16 protein-coding genes and 1 tRNA gene are annotated in these 17,494 nt (G+C 72.7%); 1 reads left to right on the forward strand and 16 read right to left on the reverse strand.

Annotation, left to right across the window (positions count from 1 at the left end):
* Positions 1-18 precede the first annotated feature (18 nt).
* The 14 genes from BIV01_RS01395 to rplU form a co-directional block, all read right to left on the reverse strand.
* On the reverse strand, positions 19-1,746 hold the full coding sequence (locus BIV01_RS01395; protein ID WP_254791756.1) for a DNA polymerase Y family protein: 1,728 nt from the start codon (positions 1,744-1,746) through the stop codon (positions 19-21).
* Positions 1,743-2,567 (reverse strand): hypothetical protein, encoded by an 825-nt coding sequence (locus tag BIV01_RS01400; RefSeq protein ID WP_175473611.1) that lies wholly within the window; start codon positions 2,565-2,567, stop codon positions 1,743-1,745. The genes BIV01_RS01395 and BIV01_RS01400 overlap by 4 nt, the downstream gene beginning before the upstream one ends.
* A gap of 132 nt (positions 2,568-2,699) precedes the next feature.
* Complete coding sequence (locus BIV01_RS01405; protein WP_071301694.1) at positions 2,700-4,229, reverse strand: anthranilate synthase component I family protein; 1,530 nt, start codon at positions 4,227-4,229, stop codon at positions 2,700-2,702.
* Complete coding sequence (locus BIV01_RS01410; protein ID WP_071301695.1) at positions 4,208-5,131, reverse strand: aldose 1-epimerase family protein; 924 nt, start codon at positions 5,129-5,131, stop codon at positions 4,208-4,210. Before BIV01_RS01410 ends, BIV01_RS01405 begins: the two co-directional genes overlap by 22 nt.
* A gap of 96 nt (positions 5,132-5,227) precedes the next feature.
* Positions 5,228-5,303: transfer RNA gene (locus BIV01_RS01415), tRNA-Ala, on the reverse strand.
* Positions 5,304-5,421: 118 nt separating this feature from the next.
* Entirely contained in the window at positions 5,422-5,796 is a 375-nt protein-coding gene (rsfS, locus tag BIV01_RS01420; protein WP_070416546.1) for a ribosome silencing factor, read from the reverse strand.
* A gap of 106 nt (positions 5,797-5,902) precedes the next feature.
* Positions 5,903-7,372 (reverse strand): hypothetical protein, encoded by a 1,470-nt coding sequence (locus tag BIV01_RS01425; RefSeq protein ID WP_071301696.1) that lies wholly within the window; start codon positions 7,370-7,372, stop codon positions 5,903-5,905.
* Positions 7,369-7,968, reverse strand: a complete 600-nt coding sequence (gene nadD / locus BIV01_RS01430) for a nicotinate-nucleotide adenylyltransferase (RefSeq protein WP_022907294.1) — start codon at positions 7,966-7,968, stop codon at positions 7,369-7,371. The genes BIV01_RS01425 and nadD overlap by 4 nt, the downstream gene beginning before the upstream one ends.
* Positions 7,969-7,979: 11 nt before the next feature.
* Positions 7,980-8,180 (reverse strand): hypothetical protein, encoded by a 201-nt coding sequence (locus tag BIV01_RS01435; protein ID WP_070416548.1) that lies wholly within the window; start codon positions 8,178-8,180, stop codon positions 7,980-7,982.
* A 42-nt stretch (positions 8,181-8,222) separates the two neighbouring features.
* On the reverse strand, positions 8,223-9,488 hold the full coding sequence (locus BIV01_RS01440) for a glutamate-5-semialdehyde dehydrogenase (protein WP_070416549.1): 1,266 nt from the start codon (positions 9,486-9,488) through the stop codon (positions 8,223-8,225).
* 312 nt (positions 9,489-9,800) lie between these two features.
* Positions 9,801-10,619 (reverse strand): glutamate 5-kinase, encoded by an 819-nt coding sequence (gene proB / locus BIV01_RS01445; RefSeq protein ID WP_083413699.1) that lies wholly within the window; start codon positions 10,617-10,619, stop codon positions 9,801-9,803.
* Positions 10,620-10,626: 7 nt separating this feature from the next.
* Positions 10,627-12,168 carry a GTPase ObgE gene (obgE, locus tag BIV01_RS01450; RefSeq protein ID WP_070416550.1) on the reverse strand — a complete coding sequence of 514 codons (1,542 nt, stop codon included), beginning with the start codon at positions 12,166-12,168 and terminating at the stop codon, positions 10,627-10,629.
* An 86-nt stretch (positions 12,169-12,254) separates the two neighbouring features.
* Entirely contained in the window at positions 12,255-12,506 is a 252-nt protein-coding gene (gene rpmA / locus BIV01_RS01455) for a 50S ribosomal protein L27 (RefSeq protein ID WP_070416551.1), read from the reverse strand.
* Positions 12,507-12,520: 14 nt separating this feature from the next.
* Positions 12,521-12,829, reverse strand: a complete 309-nt coding sequence (gene rplU / locus BIV01_RS01460) for a 50S ribosomal protein L21 (RefSeq protein WP_022905369.1) — start codon at positions 12,827-12,829, stop codon at positions 12,521-12,523.
* A 188-nt stretch (positions 12,830-13,017) separates the two neighbouring features.
* On the opposite strand from rplU, the gene BIV01_RS01465 reads away from it, so the two are divergent.
* Positions 13,018-13,281 carry a DUF4031 domain-containing protein gene (locus tag BIV01_RS01465; protein ID WP_229085138.1) on the forward strand — a complete coding sequence of 88 codons (264 nt, stop codon included), beginning with the start codon at positions 13,018-13,020 and terminating at the stop codon, positions 13,279-13,281.
* Positions 13,282-13,687: 406 nt separating this feature from the next.
* Here BIV01_RS01465 and BIV01_RS01470 read toward each other — a convergent pair whose 3' ends face one another.
* Complete coding sequence (locus BIV01_RS01470) at positions 13,688-14,596, reverse strand: hypothetical protein (protein ID WP_071301697.1); 909 nt, start codon at positions 14,594-14,596, stop codon at positions 13,688-13,690.
* Positions 14,597-14,598: 2 nt separating this feature from the next.
* On the reverse strand, positions 14,599-17,442 hold the full coding sequence (locus BIV01_RS01475) for an Rne/Rng family ribonuclease (protein WP_071301698.1): 2,844 nt from the start codon (positions 17,440-17,442) through the stop codon (positions 14,599-14,601).
* Positions 17,443-17,494 lie beyond the last annotated feature (52 nt).

The raw sequence follows: 17,494 nt of genomic DNA on the forward strand, positions 1-17,494 counted from the left end.
GTTCCCCCGTCCGGGCGGTCACGTCGCCACCGCCTCGGCCCACCACCGGTGGTCGGCGAGCACGAGGTACCACGCACGTCCGTCGGCGTCGACGAGCTGCAACCGGTGGAGTCGGCGTCCGCCGGCCTCCCACCAGCGCACGACGAGCGGCCACGGTCCGGCCCACGCGGTCACGGCGTCGAACCGGCCACCACGCTCCCCCTCGGCACGGAACCGTTCCGGGACCCCGGTGAGGACGCCGCGGTCGTCGACGTCGACGGTGCCGCCGTCGCCGGTGACGACGTCCACCGGGCGCGGACGGTCGAGCACGGTCGCCGGCGGCGGACCGGGAAGCTTGCCGGGCCACGGGCGGTCGCGGACGGTCGCCAGCGCACGCTCGCCACCGACGGGAGCGTCGCCCCACGGCACGAGCACCACGCGTTCGGCCAGGGTGCGCCCGCCGCCGATCCGTGGCGTGACCACCCCGTCGTGCCCGACCAGTCCCTGCACGCGGGCGAGACCGTGGTGCACGCGTTCGTCCGGTCCGGTCCCCCAGAGCCCGCGTTCGTGGTTCGCCATGTCGTCGACCGCGACGGGCTCGAGCACCACCTGGACGACCGGCGCCTCGAGACCGGTCGGGTCCACCCCGCCGGCGAGCTGCCAGCGCACCCGGTCCACCACGTCGGCGGCGTCGAACCACCGCGGGTGCACCCACGTGCGCTCGAGCAGGATGTCCCGCTCGTCGACGATGCCGACCCGGATCGTGGTGGCGACGAGTCCGGCTGCCCGCAGGCGTGCGGCGAAGTCGTCGGCGGAGCGACGGAACGCGAAGGCGATCTGGTCGGCACGGTCGAGCGGGGGTTCGAACGACGCCTCGACCCGGAGTTCGGGCGGGACCGCGCGCGCCGCGACCTCTCGCGGGTCACGACCGCCGGCGAGCCGGTGCAGGAACGCCCCGGCGAGTCCGAACCGGTCGCGCACCTGTTCGTCGGCCAGCGCGGCGAACTCGCCGAGGGTCTGGATGCCGAGGCGCCCGAGCAGCATCGCGAGGTCGGCGTCGCCGAGCACGCCGAGCGGCAGCCCGGCCAGGAACGGCGCCGAGCCGTCGACGGGCACGATCCGCACCCGCTCCCCCGGACGTGCCGGGCGAGCCCGTGCGGCCTGTTCGGCGGCGAACGGGGTGTCCGCGACGCCGGCGCGCACCCCGGGAGCGCCGTGGTCGGCAGCGATGCCGGCGAGGGTCGCCGCGGCGGCTCGTTCTCCGCCGTAGTACCGGGCCGGCCCGCGGGACCGCAGCGCGAGGGTGCCCGGGCGGAGCACCTCGACACCGGGGACCGCCGCCTCGACCGCGCGGATGACCGGTTCGAACGCCCGGTGGTCGAGCGCGTCGTCGTAGGGCTGCACGACGAGCTCGGGGCAGCGCGCCTGTGCCTCGCGCACGCGGAGCCCACGGACCACGCCGTGCTGCCGAGCACTGGCGGAACTGGCGTACACCTGGCCCTTCACCACGAGGGCGAACGGGTGGTCCGGCGGCGACCCGGCAGCGCGAGCGGCCGCGATCACCGGCCAGTCCGGGCACCACAGCACGATCGTCCGGGTCGGCGGGGGCTCGGGCAGCGCCCCACCGCGGGCGAGTGCGTCGGCTCGGATCGACCGCGCATCGGGCACGCCCGCCGCACCCGCGCCTGCCCCGGGCCCGCGTCCGGCGAGGGCACCGGTGACCCGGGACCCGGTCGTCCGGGTCCGGCCGCCGCCCCGGGGGCTCACGACGCCACCGCCACGGGACGCAGCACGGGTGTCGTCCGGCCGGGGCCGGACGCCGCAGCGGTGGGGACGGCGGCCCGGACCGTGCCGTCCGCCGCGGGCAGCAGCAGGTCGGCGTCCACCGGTCGGCCCGCTCCGGCACGACCGGACGCCGACACCGTGACCCGTCGTTCCGTCAGGAAGCCGTGCCCGTCCCCGATGCCGCTCCACTCGGACCGGGTCACCCGCAGCGAGACGTCGGCCCCGGGCCAGGACCCGAGCGCGACGAGCGCCCCACCACGCTGACGCAGCCGTGCCGACAGCCGGGAGACGTCGCCGGGCACCACCCGACCGAGCGGACGGGTGAGGACGATCTGGGCGACGTCCGCCAGCGCGGCCGTCACGGTGAGCCACTGGTCGCCCGGGTCCGGCACGAGCACGAGCCGTTCGAGGTCGATGCCGGCCGCGGCCGCTGCCTCGACCCCGAAGGACGGCACCCCCACCACCGCGCACCAGGCACCGGCGGCCGAGGCTGCCTGCAGCATCGTCATCGCGAGGAGCACCGACTCGTGCACCGAGTAGGACCCGCCCACGCGGATCGCGCCACCCGGCAGGAGCGGTGCGAGCGCCTCGGCCGTGGGCAGCCCCTCGGTGTCGACCCGGGTGGACTCCATCTCGGCCACACGCGACCGCAGCGAGGTGATCCGTTCGAGTGCGGCGCGGGCGTCACCGAGGTGGTCGACCCGCCGCACCGGCCGGGCAGGACCGGGCCGCCCGGTCGGCTCTGGGTGAGCCCCGGGCGATCGGAGTGCCGCCGCCGTCTGCATGCCCTCATATTCGAACATGTGTTCGATGATGTCAATCGGGTCTGACATCCTGTGGACAGTTGCTTCGAACACGCGTTCGACACGCCGTGTGAGCGGTGGATCAGCGCCCTGTGGAGGAGTGATCCGGCACCGCCGCCCGACGATCCGCCGTCACCAGCGGGCGACGGCCCCCACACCGGCGAGCACCGAGCGCGTCTTCGTCTCGACCTCGTCCGCCTCGTCTGCGGCGACCGACGACCACGTCACCGCGCCGCCGGCACCGAACGACCGCGACCGCACCGTGCCCCGGTCGTCGATGACCGTCACCAGTGTGCGGATCACCACCGACAGGTCGACCGCGCCGCTGGCCGAGAAGTACCCGATCGCACCCGAGTACAGCCCGCGAGGCCCGTCCTCGAGCCGATCCGCGATCCCCATGGCACTGATCTTCGGCGCGCCGGTCATCGACCCCGGCGGGAACGCGGCGTGCACAACGGCTGCCCGCGACGTCCCCGCGGGCAGGACCGCACCGATCGTCGACACCATCTGGTGCACGCTCGCGTACGTCTCGACGTCGCAGAGCCGGTCGACGTGCACCGACCCCGGTACCGCCGTCCGGAGCAGGTCGTTCCGGAGCAGGTCGACGATCATGACGTTCTCGGCTCGGTCCTTCGCGCTCACGGCGAGTCCGGCACGGACCGCTTCGTCCTCCACAGGGTCGTCGGAGCGCCGTCGGGTCCCCTTGATCGGCTCCGCGGACACCGTCCCGGACGCATCGATCCGCAGGAACCGCTCAGGAGACCGGCTCGCCACGCGCAGCGGGCCGAGCCGTAGGTACGCACCGAACGGGACGGGGTCCGCCGCGCGCAGCCGCAGGTACTCGGTCAGGTGGGGGTCCGTGGCGGGGCCCCGCCGCGCCTCCTGGACCGGCGGCACCGCGAAGGCGGTCGTGAGGCACACCTGGAACGCGTTGCCCGCACGGATCTCCGCGCGGCACGCGTCCACCGCCGTCTCGTAGGCGGCGCGCGTGACGCGCCCGGTCGCCGGAGCGGGGCCCGGGAGGAACGGGGCCACGTCGTCGACGTCGACCCGCGTGACCGGAGCGGTCACCGTCTCCAGCCATGCGCGGTTCCGCGCGCTGGCCTCGGGTTCCGCATCGCTCGCCAGGGCCAGTGCCCAGGCGTCACCGGCGGCGTCGACGACCACCGCGCGGTCGACGAACCGCAGATCCGCGTCCGCGTGCCCCTCGGCCGCCCGGTCGACGCCGCCCGACTCGCGACCGAGCTCGTAGCCGAGGAACCCGACCCAGCCGAGCGCGAAGCCGCAGCCCGCGACCGGTTCCGGCAGCACCGGGGTGCGCGCGAGCAACTCGGTGAGGACCGCGAAGGCGGGTCGGTCCGATCCCTCGGCGGTCGCGACGTCCCCGAACCACGATCGGGACGCCATGGTCGTCTCGACGAACGCCCGTCGCGTCTCGTGCCGGAACCGCGCTGCGAACGGGCCGTCCGTCAGCGCCAGGACCGACCACCGGGCACGGGCGTGCGCGGTCGGGGGTGAACCGGCCGGCAGCGAGGAGTCGAGCCAGACCACGTCGGCGCCGGACGCGGCGGCGAGGGCGCCGAGGTCGGGAGTCGACGGCAGCCGCCGGACCTCGATCCGGGCGGACGCGGGTGCTGCCGTCAGACCGCCGCGATCGTCCACGAGGCCGCCGACGAGGACCCGGGCTCGAGCACTACGAGCCCCGCGTCGGACCCGGCGTTGAAGGCATCCGGCGCACAGGTCATCGGCTCGACCGCGAGACCCGCACGGTGGTACTCCGGCACGACGTGGTCGGCGGTGTGCACTTGCGCCCACCCGCACTCCGGGCCGAACGAGGCACGGACACCGCGGCCGTCGGCGGCGGTGAGGACGATCGTCGCGGTGCCGTCGGCGTCGCGGTCGAACCCGGTGAAGGCGTGGTCGATGAACCGGTCGCCGATGCGCGTCGCGGAGCGCAGGTCGAACTCGTCGTGCACCGGCGCGAGGCCCGTCGGGACGAGGCGGTCCTCGGTTACCTCGAGCACCTCGGCCGCGGGCAGCGTCAGGGTCCAGTCGTCGACACGACCCTCGCCAGCGACGAGGTACGGGTGCGGACCGGTCCCCCACGGTGCCGCGTCGGCACCGGTGTTCGTGCCGGTGATCGTCGTGTGCAGCCCCTCGCCGTCGACGCGGTACTCGACGAGCACCTCGACGCGGAACGGGTACCCGTCCTGGGCGGGCACCGTCGTGGCGAGGACCGCGCGGTCCGGTTCGTGCGCGACGATCCGGAAGTCGGTCCAGGCGACCAGCCCGTGCAGGGCGTGCTGCCGCTTCGGCTCGGTCAGCGCGAGCTCGTGCTCGGTCCCGCCGAACGTGTACTTCCCGTCGACGACCCGGTTCGGCCACGGCGCCAGGACGGCTCCGCGGAAGGCCGGGCGGACCTCGTCGGCGTCGAACGGCACGACCAGGTCGCGTCCCTCGAACCGGAACGTCCGCAGTGTCGCCCCCACCGAGGCGATCTCGGCCGTGTAGCCGCCGGCGGTGATCGTCAGGGCGGAACCGGACAGGGGTGCGTCGCTGCTCATGCGCTCAGCGTACTGGGGACGCGGGAGCCGGATCGCCTCGGGCGCGCGTCCCCGGAACGAGAAGACCCCCGCGGTTCCGGAGAACCGCGGGGGTGATGGTGGATCTGAGGGGACTCGAACCCCTGACCCCCTGCATGCCATGCAGGTGCGCTACCAGCTGCGCCACAGACCCGAAGTGTTGGTGTTCCCACCGACTTCAGTGTGCCTCCGTTCCCCGGAGGCACCATAGAAGCGTACACCATGCGAACGCCGGGTGACGAAATCGTCGCCGCCACCCGGGCGCGTCGCAGCTACGCGGTGTGGTCCACCGGGAGCTCGAGCGGGATGGTCGGGCAGTCCGACCAGAGACGCTCGAGCGAGTAGTACTGGCGGTCTTCTTCGTGGAAGACGTGCACGACGATGTCGCCGAAGTCGATGAGGACCCAGCGGCCCTCGCTCCGGCCTTCACGACGGAGCGGCTTGGCCCCGGCTTCGAGGAGGCGCTCTTCGATCTCGTCCGCGATGGCGAGCACGTTGCGCTCGTTCCGGCCGGTCGCGAGCAGGAACACGTCGGTGAGCTGCAGCGGCCCGGTCACGTCGAGGGCGACGAGGTCCTCGGCCTGCTTGGCGTCGGCCGCCTGGGCGGCGATCTGCACGAGTTCCACTGCGCGTGAGGAGGCGGTCACGGATTCCTTCCGGTCGGTCGACCTGGCAGGCTGCCGGATCGCTTGATGGGTCACGATCATAAGCCACCCACCGACACACGGCCAGGCCGTGCGCGGTGGGGAGGACTCAGAACGTGTGGGTCGTGACGAGGGCCACGATGATGACGGCTGCAGCAGCGACGCCGACGGCACCGACCGTCACGCCGAGGATGAGTGGCGTGCGCGACTCCTTCGGCTTGGCCGCCGCGAGGACGACCTGCCGCGTGGAGGTGTGGCTCGACACCGCACGGCTGGCACGGACCGGGCTGGCGTCCGTGTCGGGCTGTTCGTCGTGCTGCTCGAGCAGACGGTCGACCTCGGCACCGTCGATCGGCCGGTGCGATCCGGTCGAGGACAGCGACGCCGGCAGGTCGATCGAGCCGGTGAGGATGACCTCGCCCGTGGCGTTCAGCGCACCCGTCGGGTCGGCGAGGGCCGAGTTCGGCAGGATGATCGCGTTCGTGTTGGTCACGGCGACGCGGCGGGTGCCGGTCTCCTCGTCGTGGACCTCGGCGTCGTTCGAGTCGTGCGCCTGCTGCGACCAGTGGCCGACGGGCGGCTCGAACGCGGTCGTGAGGGGCTTCGGCTCGGCCGGACGCTGGAACGAGGCCGGCACGCGGGGGGCATCGGCGTCGCCATCGGTGTCACCGGCGGACGACGGCGCGCCACTCGACGTGGGTGCCGAGGCAGCACGCGCGGGTTGGGCGGCGTTCTGGACCGGGACCTCGTTCGTGTCGTCCTCGTCCAGCGAGAGCGGGAACACCGCCGGCGTGGAGGACTGGATCGGGGTCCGCTGCGCCGTGGCGGGGACGTCCGGGGTGCCCAGCGTGTTCGGAGCGTCCGGCGCGTCCGGCGCGTCCGGCGCGTCCGAGTCGGCTTCGGTGTCCGACGGCTCGGTGGCCTCGGGCGGGGCCCAGGTCGAACGGTGGCGACGCGGCTCTTCGCTGTGTGCGGCGGCTTCCTCGAGGGGCTCGACCGCGTCGGGCGATCCGTCTGCCTCGGTCGCCTGCGCCACGGCTGCCTGGTCGAGCACGACCGTCTCGGCCGAGGGCTCGGGGTCGACGGAGGACTCCTGCGCGAGCGGCTCGGGCTCGGCGGCGGCCGACGTGCCCGTCGCGTCCGGCGTACCAGGGCGCTCCGGTCCACCGTGCAGCGCGTCGACCGAGCCGAGGACGTCCTCGACGGTGCGGTCGGACGACTGCGGCGTCGGGTTCTGCAGCGGGACGGGCTGGATCGCCTGCCCCTCGGCCGCACGCAGCTGCCGGATCTGCCGACGGGTGAGTCCGCCCGAGCCGGGGACGATCTCGGTCGCCGAGGCCGGGGGCATCGACGGCACACCGGAGCCGGCGGACGAGGCCGACGACGGCACGGCGGACTGTGCGGGTGCGCCGGGGGCGGGAGCGACGTGGCTGCCGGGACGGTGGCGCACTTCCGGCTGCTCGGCCGGGGCGGCGACGGTCGGGGGCGGCGTCACGGGCTGCGCACCGCCCGCGGCGGCACGCTCCCGCTCGCGCGCCTGGCGCCGCGACAGGGGCGGCTGCGCGTCGGACGAACTCATGCAACGCTCCGATACAGATGGTGCTTGGAGATGTACTGGACGACACCGTCGGGGACCAAGTACCACACGGGGAAACCACGTCTCACCCGGTCGCGGCAGTCGGTCGACGATATTGCCAGCGCGGGAACTTCGAGCAAGCTTACGTCTCGTTCGGGCAGACCCGTGATGCTCAAGGCGTGTCCCGGACGTGTCACAGCGACGAAGTGCGCGAGGTCCCAGAGGCCATCATGGTCCTTCCAGTCGACAATCTGCTGGACGGCGTCTGCGCCGGAGATGAAGACCAGCTGCGCGTCGGGTCGCTGCTCGTGCAGGTCCTTCAGCGTGTCGACGGTGTAGGTCGGGCCCGGGCGGTCGATGTCCACGCGGCTCACGGTGAACATCGGGTTCGACGCCGTGGCGACGACGGTCATGAGGTAGCGGTGCTCGGCGTCGGTCACACCGGACTTCATGTACGGCTGCCCCGTGGGGACGAAGACCACTTCGTCGAGGTCGAACGCGCGCGCCACCTCGGACGCTGCCACGAGGTGGCCGTTGTGGATCGGGTCGAACGTGCCACCCATCACGCCGATGCGAGGCCGCCCCGTGCTCTCGAGCATGGAGTCGCGGGTCAGTGCTCGGCGCGACCGAACTCGTCGACACCCGTCTCGTGGGTGCGCGTGGCCTCGAACTTGTGCGAGTGGCGGTAGGCCACGTCGCGGAAGCTCCAGGTCACGAACCCGAGGAACGCGAAGAAGAGGGCACCGACGAGCGGGAACACGTACGCGGGGACCCCCGAGGCGTGCTCAGCGGCTTCTGCGAGGAAGGTCATTGATCCGATGCTCCGTTCGGTCGGGGGAATTCGCCGTTCAGTCTAGCCGCGGATCTGTCCCTGCCCGCGCACGATCCACTTGGTGCTCGTCAGCTCGGGCAGCCCCATCGGCCCACGAGCGTGCAGTTTCTGCGTGGAGATCCCCACCTCGGCACCGAACCCGAACTCCCCGCCGTCGGTGAACCGCGTCGAGGCGTTCGCCATCACGACCGCGGAGTCGACCTCGGCCAGGAAGCGCTCGGCCGTGTCGACGTCGTTCGTGACGATCGACTCGGTGTGGTGCGTCGACCAGCGCGCGATGTGCGCCATCGCCGCGTCGACGTCGGGCACCACGCGGACGGACAGGTCGAGGTCCATCGACTCGGTCGCCCAGTCGTCGTCCGTCGCCCGGAGCACACCGGGCACGAGCACCCGCGTGGCGTCGTCACCGCGGAGCGTGACGCCCGCGGCCCGGAGCCGGTCGGCCAGCGCGGGCAGGAGCCGGTCGGCCGCCCGCTCGTGCACGAGGAGCGTCTCGAGCGCGTTGCACACGCTGGGCCGCTGCACCTTGCTGTTCAGGACGATGTCGATCGACCGGTCGAGCGGTGCCGACTCGTCGAGGAACACGTGGACGACCCCGGCACCCGTCTCGATCACGGGCACCTGCGACTCGGTCACGACGGTCTGGATCAGTGAGGCGCTGCCCCGCGGGATGAGCACGTCGACGAGCCCGCGTGCCCGCATCAGGTCGGTCGCGCCGGCACGCCCGAACTCGTCGATCGTCTGCACGAGTTCGCGCGGCAGCCCCGCCGAGGCGACGGCGTCCTGGATCCGGGCGACGAGCACCGCGTTGGTGCGCTGCGCCGCCGAACCGCCCCGGAGCACGACCGCGTTGCCGCTCTTCAGCGCGAGGCTGGCGATGTCGACCGTGACGTTCGGCCGCGCTTCGTAGATCGCGCCGACGACCCCGAACGGCACCCGCACCTGGGAGAGCTGCAGCCCGTTCGGCAACCGCGACCCGCGGACGTGCTGCCCGACCGGGTCGGTGAGGCCGACGACGTGCTCGACCGCGGCGGCGAGGGCGTCGATGCGGACGGGATCGAGCCGCAGTCGGTCGAGGAGCCCGGACGAGAGCCCGCTCTCCTCGCCCGCCAGGAGGTCCTCGTGGTTGGCCGCGACGATCTCGTCCGTCGCCTGTCGCACGCCCGCGGCGATCGCGAGGAGCGCCGCGTCCTTCACCGCGGTCGTCGCCGTGGCGAGGACCGACGCCGCGTCGCGCGCAGCGACGAGCTTGTCGGTCAGGGTCGGGGCGGATGCGGTCAGCGACATGGCTCGATTCTAGGCGCGGGGGGCCGCCACATGACGGCGGTCCGGCTCACCTGTGGAGGGCCCTGGAGGCGCGGGTCCTGTGGAGGAGTCAGCACACGCCCGTAGCGCCCTCGCCCCTCGGTCCGCGCGCCTCGCGAGCGGGCACGACACGCCGCAGGCGTGCCGCCGAGGTCGCGGAATCCGTCGCTCGGAGACGCCGAGCGTGACGAACAATGCCCCCTCGGCGGACGTGAGCGGCGCGTCGCAGCCGACCCGCGCCTCCCGAACCGGAACCGAACGAACCGGAACCGAACCAACCGGAACCGAACCCCGTCAGCCCCGCGCCGCCGCCTCGAACCAGGTCCCGACCTGCTCCCCCGCCAACGCCCGCTCCACGAGCGCCGTCGCCGTCACGAGCACCGCCGTGCCGGCCTCGGCCGCGAGCCGGGCGGCAGCGACCTTCGTCCCCGCTCCCCCGGTCCCCACGCCCGCGGCACCGATCGACCCGAACGTGACCCCGGCGAGCTCGTCGCCGAACGGCACGTGCGTGATCGGCTCCGCGCCGGGCTGCTCCGGGGGCCGCGTGTAGAGCGACTCCACGTCGGACAGCAGCACGAGCGCATCGGCCCGGAGCAGCCGGGCCACGAGCGCCGCGAGCCGGTCGTTGTCCCCGAAGCGGATCTCGTGCGTCGCCACGGTGTCGTTCTCGTTCACGATCGGCAGCACCCGCAGCGCGAGCAACCGGTCGATGGCCCGCTGCGCGTTCACCCGGTGCGTCGGGTTCTGCAGGTCCCCCGCGGTCAGGAGGATCTGCGCCGCGACGACCGCGTGCCGGTCGAGTTCCTTCTGGTACCGGAACATCAGGACGTTCTGCCCGGTCGCGGCGGCCGCCTGCTGGGTGGCGAGGTCGTCGGGGCGGCCCTCGAGCCCGAGGAACGGGAACCCGGTGGCGATGGCGCCGGAGGACACGAGGACGACCTCGGTCCCCCGGGCGTGCGCTGCCGCGATGGCGTCCACGAGCGGAGCGATCTGCCCGGTGTTGTCACCGCTGACCGACGACGACCCGACCTTGACCACGATCCGCTTGGCACGCGGGATGTCCTCGCGCCGGGTGACGGGTCCGAGGTCGGTGCGTGCGGTCGTGTCGGTCATGCCGTGGTCAGTCCCTGTCGTCCCGGTCGGCTTCGGCGGGAGACAGGTCTCCGTCCTCCGCCCACAGCCCGGCGATGCGCTCCTGCTCGAGCTCGGCACGCGCCGCGGCCTTGGCGTCCATGCGCTCGAAGTACTCCTCGCGACGCTCGTTGCGGGTCGGACGCGAGGTCGCGCCGATCCGGGCGTCGGTCCCGCGGGCGCTCGTGATGAGCTCCGCGGTCGAGGTGAGCGTGGGCTCCCAGTCGAAGATCGTGCCGCCGTCGCCACCGATGACGACGGTGGACCCGGCGACGGCTCCGGCCTTGAACAGGCCGTCCTCGACGCCGAGCTTCGCCAGGCGGTCGGCGAGGTAGCCGATCGCCTCTTCGTTGGTGAAGTCGGTCTGCTGCACCCAGCGCTCCGGCTTCGCACCGCGGATGCGGTAGAAGCGGTGTTCCTCGCCGCCTTCGGCGCGGATGGTGAAGGGCTTGTCGTCGACCGCCTTGGGGCGGAGGACGATGCGCTCGGCCACCGGCTCGGCGGCACGGGAGGCGCGGGCCTGCTCCACGACGTCGGCCAGCGCGAACGTCAGCTCGCGCAGGCCCTTGCGGGACGCGGTCGAGATCGGGAAGACGCGGTAGCCACGACCCTCGAGCTCGTCGCGCACGAAGGCGGCGAGTTCTTCGGCCTCGGGGACGTCGACCTTGTTGAGCGCGATCATCTGCGGGCGCTCGAGCAGCGGCACCTGGCCCTCGGGGACCGGGTAGCGCTCGAGTTCGCCGAGGATGACGTCGAGGTCGCTGATCGGGTCACGGCCGGGGTCGAGCGTGGCGCAGTCGATCACGTGCAGGAGTGCCTCGCAGCGCTCGACGTGACGGAGGAACTCGAGGCCGAGGCCCTTGCCCTCCGACGCGCCCTCGATCAGACCGGGGACGTCGGCGACGGTGAAGCGGGTGGACCCGGACTCGACGACGCCGAGGTTCGGCGTGAGGGTCGTGAACGGGTAGTCGGCGATCTTCGGCTTCGCGGCGGAGATCGCGGCGATGAGCGAGGACTTGCCGGCGCTCGGGAACCCGACGAGGGCGACGTCGGCGATGGTCTTCAGCTCGAGGCTGACGTCACCGGCCCAGCCCTCGGTGCCGAGCAGCGCGAAACCGGGGGCCTTGCGCTTCGTGGTCGAGAGCGCAGCGTTGCCGAGACCGCCCTGACCGCCGGGGGCGATGACGACGCGCATGCCCGGCTCGGTCATGTCCGCGAGGACGTCGCCGTTCTCGTCGTACACGACGGTGCCGATCGGCAGCGGGAGCTCGAGCGTCTCACCGCTGATGCCGCTCCGCATGTCGCCCATGCCGGGCTGCCCGTTCTTGGAGGAACGGTGCGGCGAGCGGTGGTAGCCGAGCAGGGTCGTCACCTGGGGGTCGGCGACGAGGACGATGTCGCCACCGTCACCGCCGTTGCCGCCGTCCGGGCCGGCCAGCGGCTTGAACTTCTCACGGCGGACCGACACGCAGCCGTTGCCGCCGTTCCCCGCGGTGAGGTGCAGGGTCACGCGGTCGACGAAGGTCGCCATGGGTCCACTCCTTGGTGTTGCAACGAAAGAACGGGAGGGGCGGGCACGTGGCCCGCCCCTCCCGCAGAGTCAGATCGTCGAACTGCTTACGCGTTGACGATGTTGACGACCTTGCGGCCGCCCTTGGTGCCGAACTCGACCGCACCGGCCGAGAGGGCGAACAGCGTGTCGTCGCCACCGCGGCCGACGTTGGCGCCCGGGTGGAAGTGGGTACCGCGCTGGCGGAGGATGATCTCACCGGCGTTGACGACCTCGCCACCGAAGCGCTTCACGCCGAGGCGCTGTGCGTTCGAGTCACGACCGTTGCGAGTGGAGCTCGCACCCTTCTTGTGTGCCATCTTCTACTCCCGCCTTACGCGATCGAGGTGATCTTGACGCGGGTGAGCTCAGCGCGGAAACCCTGACGCTTCTTGTACCCGGTCTTGTTCTTGAACTTCTGGATGACGACCTTCGGACCGCGGAGGTCCTCGAGCACCTCGGCGGTGACCGTCACGTTGGCGAGCTCGGAAGCCGCCGACGTGATCTTGTCACCGTCCACGAGGAGCACCGGGGCGAGGTCGATGTTGCCCTTGTCGTCGGCCTTGGCACGGTCGATCGTGATGATCGTGCCGACCTCGACCTTCTCCTGACGGCCGCCGGCGCGCACTACTGCGTAAACCACGTGGAAATCCTTACGTAACTCTGCTTGAGGGAAGTCTCGGGTGCCCACTTCTGCACGAGCGGTTCCCGGAGGGCCGGGCCCGATCGGCGACGCAGGCAGAACGGCCCGCTGACACCAGGGATCGAGAATACTCGATGCCCCCAGGTCCGGTCAAACGGCGACACACGTACGATTGCCGTGTGACCGTGATGATCGACCCGCCGACGTGGCCCGCACACGACACTCTGTGGTCGCACCTCGTCAGTGACACATCATACGACGAGCTGCACGAGTTCGCTGGACGCGTCGGTATCCCACGCCGCGCGTTCGACCACGACCACTACGACGTGCCGTTGTCGCGCTACGAGGAACTCGTCGCCGCGGGGGCCACGGCGGTCACCGGGCGTGAGCTGGTGCTGCGCCTGATCGGCAGCGGGCTGCGGGTCGCCCAGCGGGACAAGCACACGTTCTGAGCGCGCGGCCGCCCACGCACGGTGCGATGTCCCGTGCTGGGTGCGACGGTCGCACCCTCGCACCCTGCCCGGCGCTTCGCACGCTGCACGGCGCGGTGGCGCGCGGCGGTCCAGGAGGCGCGGCGCGCCCCCGCCCCGCCGGGCACCTCCCTCGGCGCGCGGCCGACTCCCGGGCGTGGCGCGGCGCGGCGGTGCGGCGCCAGCGCGCGTGGCGAGCCCGAACGACATCGCCGAGGTCGGACGACGTCGGGGACGTCGCACCCCCGCGGGTGCAACGGACGGCGCACGCACCGTGCGACATGGTCGACGTCGTACGACATCGACCGTGTCGCACCACGTCGGCGCCCGGTGCGCGGCGCACGGCACACGGCGCACGGCCACGAGCCGCACGCGGCCGCTCAGCGGCTCAGCGCGGCGCCGGACCACCCCACGGGTTCGACGGGGGCTGCGGCGGCGCGTACGGCGGCACCTGGGCCCCCTGTGCCCCCGGCTGGCCCGCCTGACCCTGCTGCGACGACGGCTGCACGGTCGCCGGCGGCACCGCGTCGGCCGGTCGGACCGTCCCGGGCGTGCCGGGTGCTCCGGGCGCACGACGTCCGCCCCTCGGCCGCCCGAGCCAGAGCCACGCCGCGGTCGACGTCGCGATGAGCATCAGGGTGAACGGCACACCGGACTGCAGCGGGCGGGTGACGACGTCGATGAGGAGCTGGGCGCCTCCCGAGCGGACGGCGCTGAACGTGCCCGTGAAGACCCCGACGAGCGCCAGGGCGATCGTCCCAGCGGCCCCGGCGAGCACGGCGCGGAGGAGCACCGTCGGCAGCGGGCTCCGTCGGTCGACGGGCGTGAGGAACGCCAGCGCGAGGAAGGCCCCGGCGTAGAACGGGAACGGCGTGGCGAACACCCCGGACACGAACCCGCCGACCAGGCTGCCGCCCGCGCCGTAGCTCGCGAACGGGTGTACCACGAACGAGGCGCCGAGCAGGCCGACGAGCCCTGAGACGAACTCGACGAGGACGATCGACACGACGGCGATGAGTGCGCCGGCCGTGTTCGTGACCGACGCTCCCGGAGCGAAGGCCCGACGCGGATCCGCCGGCGTCCGCGGTGGCCGCGGAGCCGGCGCTGCCCCGCCGTACTGCGGCCCGCGGTACGGGCCGCCCTGCGGCGCACCGTACGGGACACCGGACTGCTGCGGTCCCCCGTACGCTCCGCCCGGCTGCTGCGGGGCACCGGCGGGCGGCGCGGGCTGGGACCAGCCCGCGCCGTAGTACCCACGGTCGTGCTGCGACCGCTGCGGATCGCCGGGGTTCGACATCGTCAGTTCCCCAGGATCACGGCGCCGTCGTCGGTGTCGTCACCCTCGGCCGTCGCCGGTGCGCTGATGCTCGGGGACGAGACGCGACGGGACCGCGAACGGCCCTGCCCCGGCTGCTTGGGCTCCGGGAGCGCCTGCAGCACGGAGTCGAGCAGGGACTCGGCGTCCCCGCTGACCTGGCGCGGCTCGCGCTTCGTGGCGGCGATCGGGATGTCGAGGATCGCGACCGAGGTCTCGGCCGGGGTCACCGGGGCGCTCGAGCTCACCCGACGGCGGGTCGGCGCCTTGGCCGGCACGTCCTCGACGACGGGGGCAGCAGCGACCGGAGCCGCCGCAGCCGGAGCGGCAGCAGCCGACGTGTCCTGCTCGGGCGCGGACGGTGCATCGGGCGTCGAGGACGAGCCGGACGCGGTGTCCGCCGTCGTCTCGGGCGCACCGGCACCACGGCCACCACGGCGACGTCGACGCTTCGAGCCCGACGACTGCTCGCCGTGCTCGGGCTGCGACGCGCCGGTGTCCGGACCGGACTCCGCGGCGGGAGCCTCCGGAGCCGATGCCGCCGATGCCGCCGATGCCGCCGAACCCGCCGACACCGCAGAGGACGCCGAAGCCGGGGTCGCAGCCCCGTCGTGCTCCTCGTGCGGGATGGTCGATGCGGCGATCCGGGACAGCGCGCTCTTCACGTCGTCCGTGATCTGGTGCGCGTGCGACGAGCCGTTCGACGACGAACCGTTGCCGGACCCGCCGTTCGACCCGTTCCCACCGTTCGAACCGTTCCCACCGTTGGACCCGCCGTTGCCGGCCCCACCGCGGCTCTTGCGACGGCTCTTCGACGGCCCCGGGTCGGCGTTGTTGTCGTTGACCTTGGCGTTGACCTCGTCGAGGGACTCGCGGAGCCCCACGCCGATCTTCTTGCGGGTCATCTGCACGAGGCCGAGCGAGGTGACCTCGGCGACCTGGTGCTTCGTCCGGTCACGGCTGAGGCACTCGACGAGTCGACGCAGCACGAGGTCGCGGTTCGACTCGAGCACCATGTCGATGAAGTCGACGACGATGATGCCGCCGATGTCCCGCAGGCGGAGTTGGCGGACGATCTCCTCGGCCGCTTCGAGGTTGTTCTTCGTGACGGTCTCCTCGAGGTTGCCGCCGGACCCGACGAACTTCCCCGTGTTGACGTCGACGACCGTCATGGCCTCGGTGCGGTCGATCACGAGCGAACCACCGGAGGGCAGCCAGACCTTGCGGTCGAGGGCCTTCTCGATCTGCTCGTTGAGGCGGTACTCCTCGAAGGAGTCCGGGCCGTCGTAGATCTCGACGCGGTCCTTGAGGTCCGGCGCGACCGCGGTGAGGTACTCGTCGATCGTCTCGCGCGCCGCGGAGCCGTCGATGATGAGCTTGGTGAAGTCCTCGTTGAAGACGTCGCGGACGATCTTCACGAGCAGGTCCGGCTCCGAGTGGAGCATGACCGGCGCCTGGCCGTTCGCGACCTTCTTCTGGATCACCTCCCACTGGCTGGTGAGCCGCTGCACGTCGCGGGTGAGCTGTTCCTCGGTCGCGCCCTCGGCGGCGGTGCGGACGATGACGCCCGCGTGCTCCGGGAGGACCTCCTTGAGGATCTTCTTGAGGCGCGCACGCTCGGTGTCCGGCAGCTTGCGCGAGATGCCGTTCATCGAGCCGTTCGGCACGTACACGAGGTAGCGGCCCGGCAGCGAGACCTGGCTCGTCAGACGGGCGCCCTTGTGCCCGACCGGGTCCTTCGTGACCTGCACGAGGACCTTGTCGCCCGGCTTGAGCGCGGCTTCGATCCGACGCCCGTGGTTGCCGGTGTCGACCGAGTTCCAGTCGACCTCGCCCGCGTACAGCACGGCGTTGCGACCGCGACCGATGTCGACGAACGCCGCCTCCATCGAGGGCAGGACGTTCTGCACCTTGCCGAGGTAGACGTTGCCGATGAGCGACACGTTGTGCGACTTCGTCACGTAGTGCTCGGCGAGGACACCGTCCTCGAGCACGCCGATCTCGATCTTCGAGGCGCTCGACCGGACGATCATCTGCCGGTCGACGCTCTCGCGGCGGGCGAGGAACTCGTCCTCGGTGACGACCTGGCGACGACGACCGGCATCGCGCCCGTCGCGGCGACGCTGCTTCTTCGCCTCGAGCCGCGTCGAGCCCTTCACCTTCTGCGGCTCGGTGATGTACTCGACCTCGCGGCGGCGGGGCTCCTGGTGGTCCCGCGGCTCGCGCGGCTCACGCGGCTCACGGCCTTCGCGGTCGGCGCTCGTGCCGCGGCGACGCGACCGACGGCGTCCGCCGCCCTGCTCGTCGTCGTCGTCCTCGTCGTGACGGGGCGCGCGCTCGGGCAGGTCCGGCAGGACCGGGGCGTGGAAGATCAGGCTGAGCGTGCTCGTCGCCTTGGGGACGAACGGCTCGTCGACGGGCTCCGCCGGACTGGAGGCGCTGCTCGCGTCCGCCTCGACCGTCGCGGCCGGTGCGGCTGCGGTCTCGGTGTCGTCACCGGCCGTGATGACCGGCAGGTCGCCCGTGAGGGTGCTCACGTCGTGCGGCTCGTCGCCGCCGGCGGTCGCCTCGACGGCGACCGACACGGTGGGCGCCTCCGGCGCTCCCCCGGCGTCCGGCGCTGCGTCCGTCACCGCGAGCGTCTCCGCGCCGGCGTCGGACGTGCCGTCCGCCGGAGACCCGGTCACCTGCTCGACGGGACCGGTCTGCGCGGCGTCACCCCGTGCCTCCTGGCCGGCCGACCGGGCGCGCCGACCGCCGAACAGGCGGCCTCGACGCTTCGGTGCGACTTCTTCGTTGTTCGTGTTGTCGTTGTTCTGCTCCACCATGGACCTGGTGCACTCCTTGACCCCGCTCGCATCCTGTCCGGACGGCGGGAAT

Origin of the sequence: Curtobacterium sp. MCBA15_013, assembly GCF_001865095.1 — a bacterium.
Taxonomy (GTDB): domain Bacteria; phylum Actinomycetota; class Actinomycetes; order Actinomycetales; family Microbacteriaceae; genus Curtobacterium.

Coding starts and splice junctions, on each gene's coding strand:
- BIV01_RS01400 (WP_175473611.1), bottom strand. CDS start 2,567: ATGTTCGAATATGAGGGCATGCAGACGGCGGCGGCACTCCGATCGCCC.
- BIV01_RS01410 (WP_071301695.1), bottom strand. CDS start 5,131: ATGAGCAGCGACGCACCCCTGTCCGGTTCCGCCCTGACGATCACCGCC.
- BIV01_RS01425 (WP_071301696.1), bottom strand. CDS start 7,372: ATGAGTTCGTCCGACGCGCAGCCGCCCCTGTCGCGGCGCCAGGCGCGC.
- nadD (WP_022907294.1), bottom strand. CDS start 7,968: ATGCTCGAGAGCACGGGGCGGCCTCGCATCGGCGTGATGGGTGGCACG.
- BIV01_RS01435 (WP_070416548.1), bottom strand. CDS start 8,180: ATGACCTTCCTCGCAGAAGCCGCTGAGCACGCCTCGGGGGTCCCCGCG.
- BIV01_RS01440 (WP_070416549.1), bottom strand. CDS start 9,488: ATGTCGCTGACCGCATCCGCCCCGACCCTGACCGACAAGCTCGTCGCT.
- proB (WP_083413699.1), bottom strand. CDS start 10,619: ATGACCGACACGACCGCACGCACCGACCTCGGACCCGTCACCCGGCGC.
- obgE (WP_070416550.1), bottom strand. CDS start 12,168: ATGGCGACCTTCGTCGACCGCGTGACCCTGCACCTCACCGCGGGGAAC.
- rpmA (WP_070416551.1), bottom strand. CDS start 12,506: ATGGCACACAAGAAGGGTGCGAGCTCCACTCGCAACGGTCGTGACTCG.
- BIV01_RS01465 (WP_229085138.1), top strand. CDS start 13,018: ATGATCGACCCGCCGACGTGGCCCGCACACGACACTCTGTGGTCGCAC.
- BIV01_RS01470 (WP_071301697.1), bottom strand. CDS start 14,596: ATGTCGAACCCCGGCGATCCGCAGCGGTCGCAGCACGACCGTGGGTAC.
- BIV01_RS01475 (WP_071301698.1), bottom strand. CDS start 17,442: ATGGTGGAGCAGAACAACGACAACACGAACAACGAAGAAGTCGCACCG.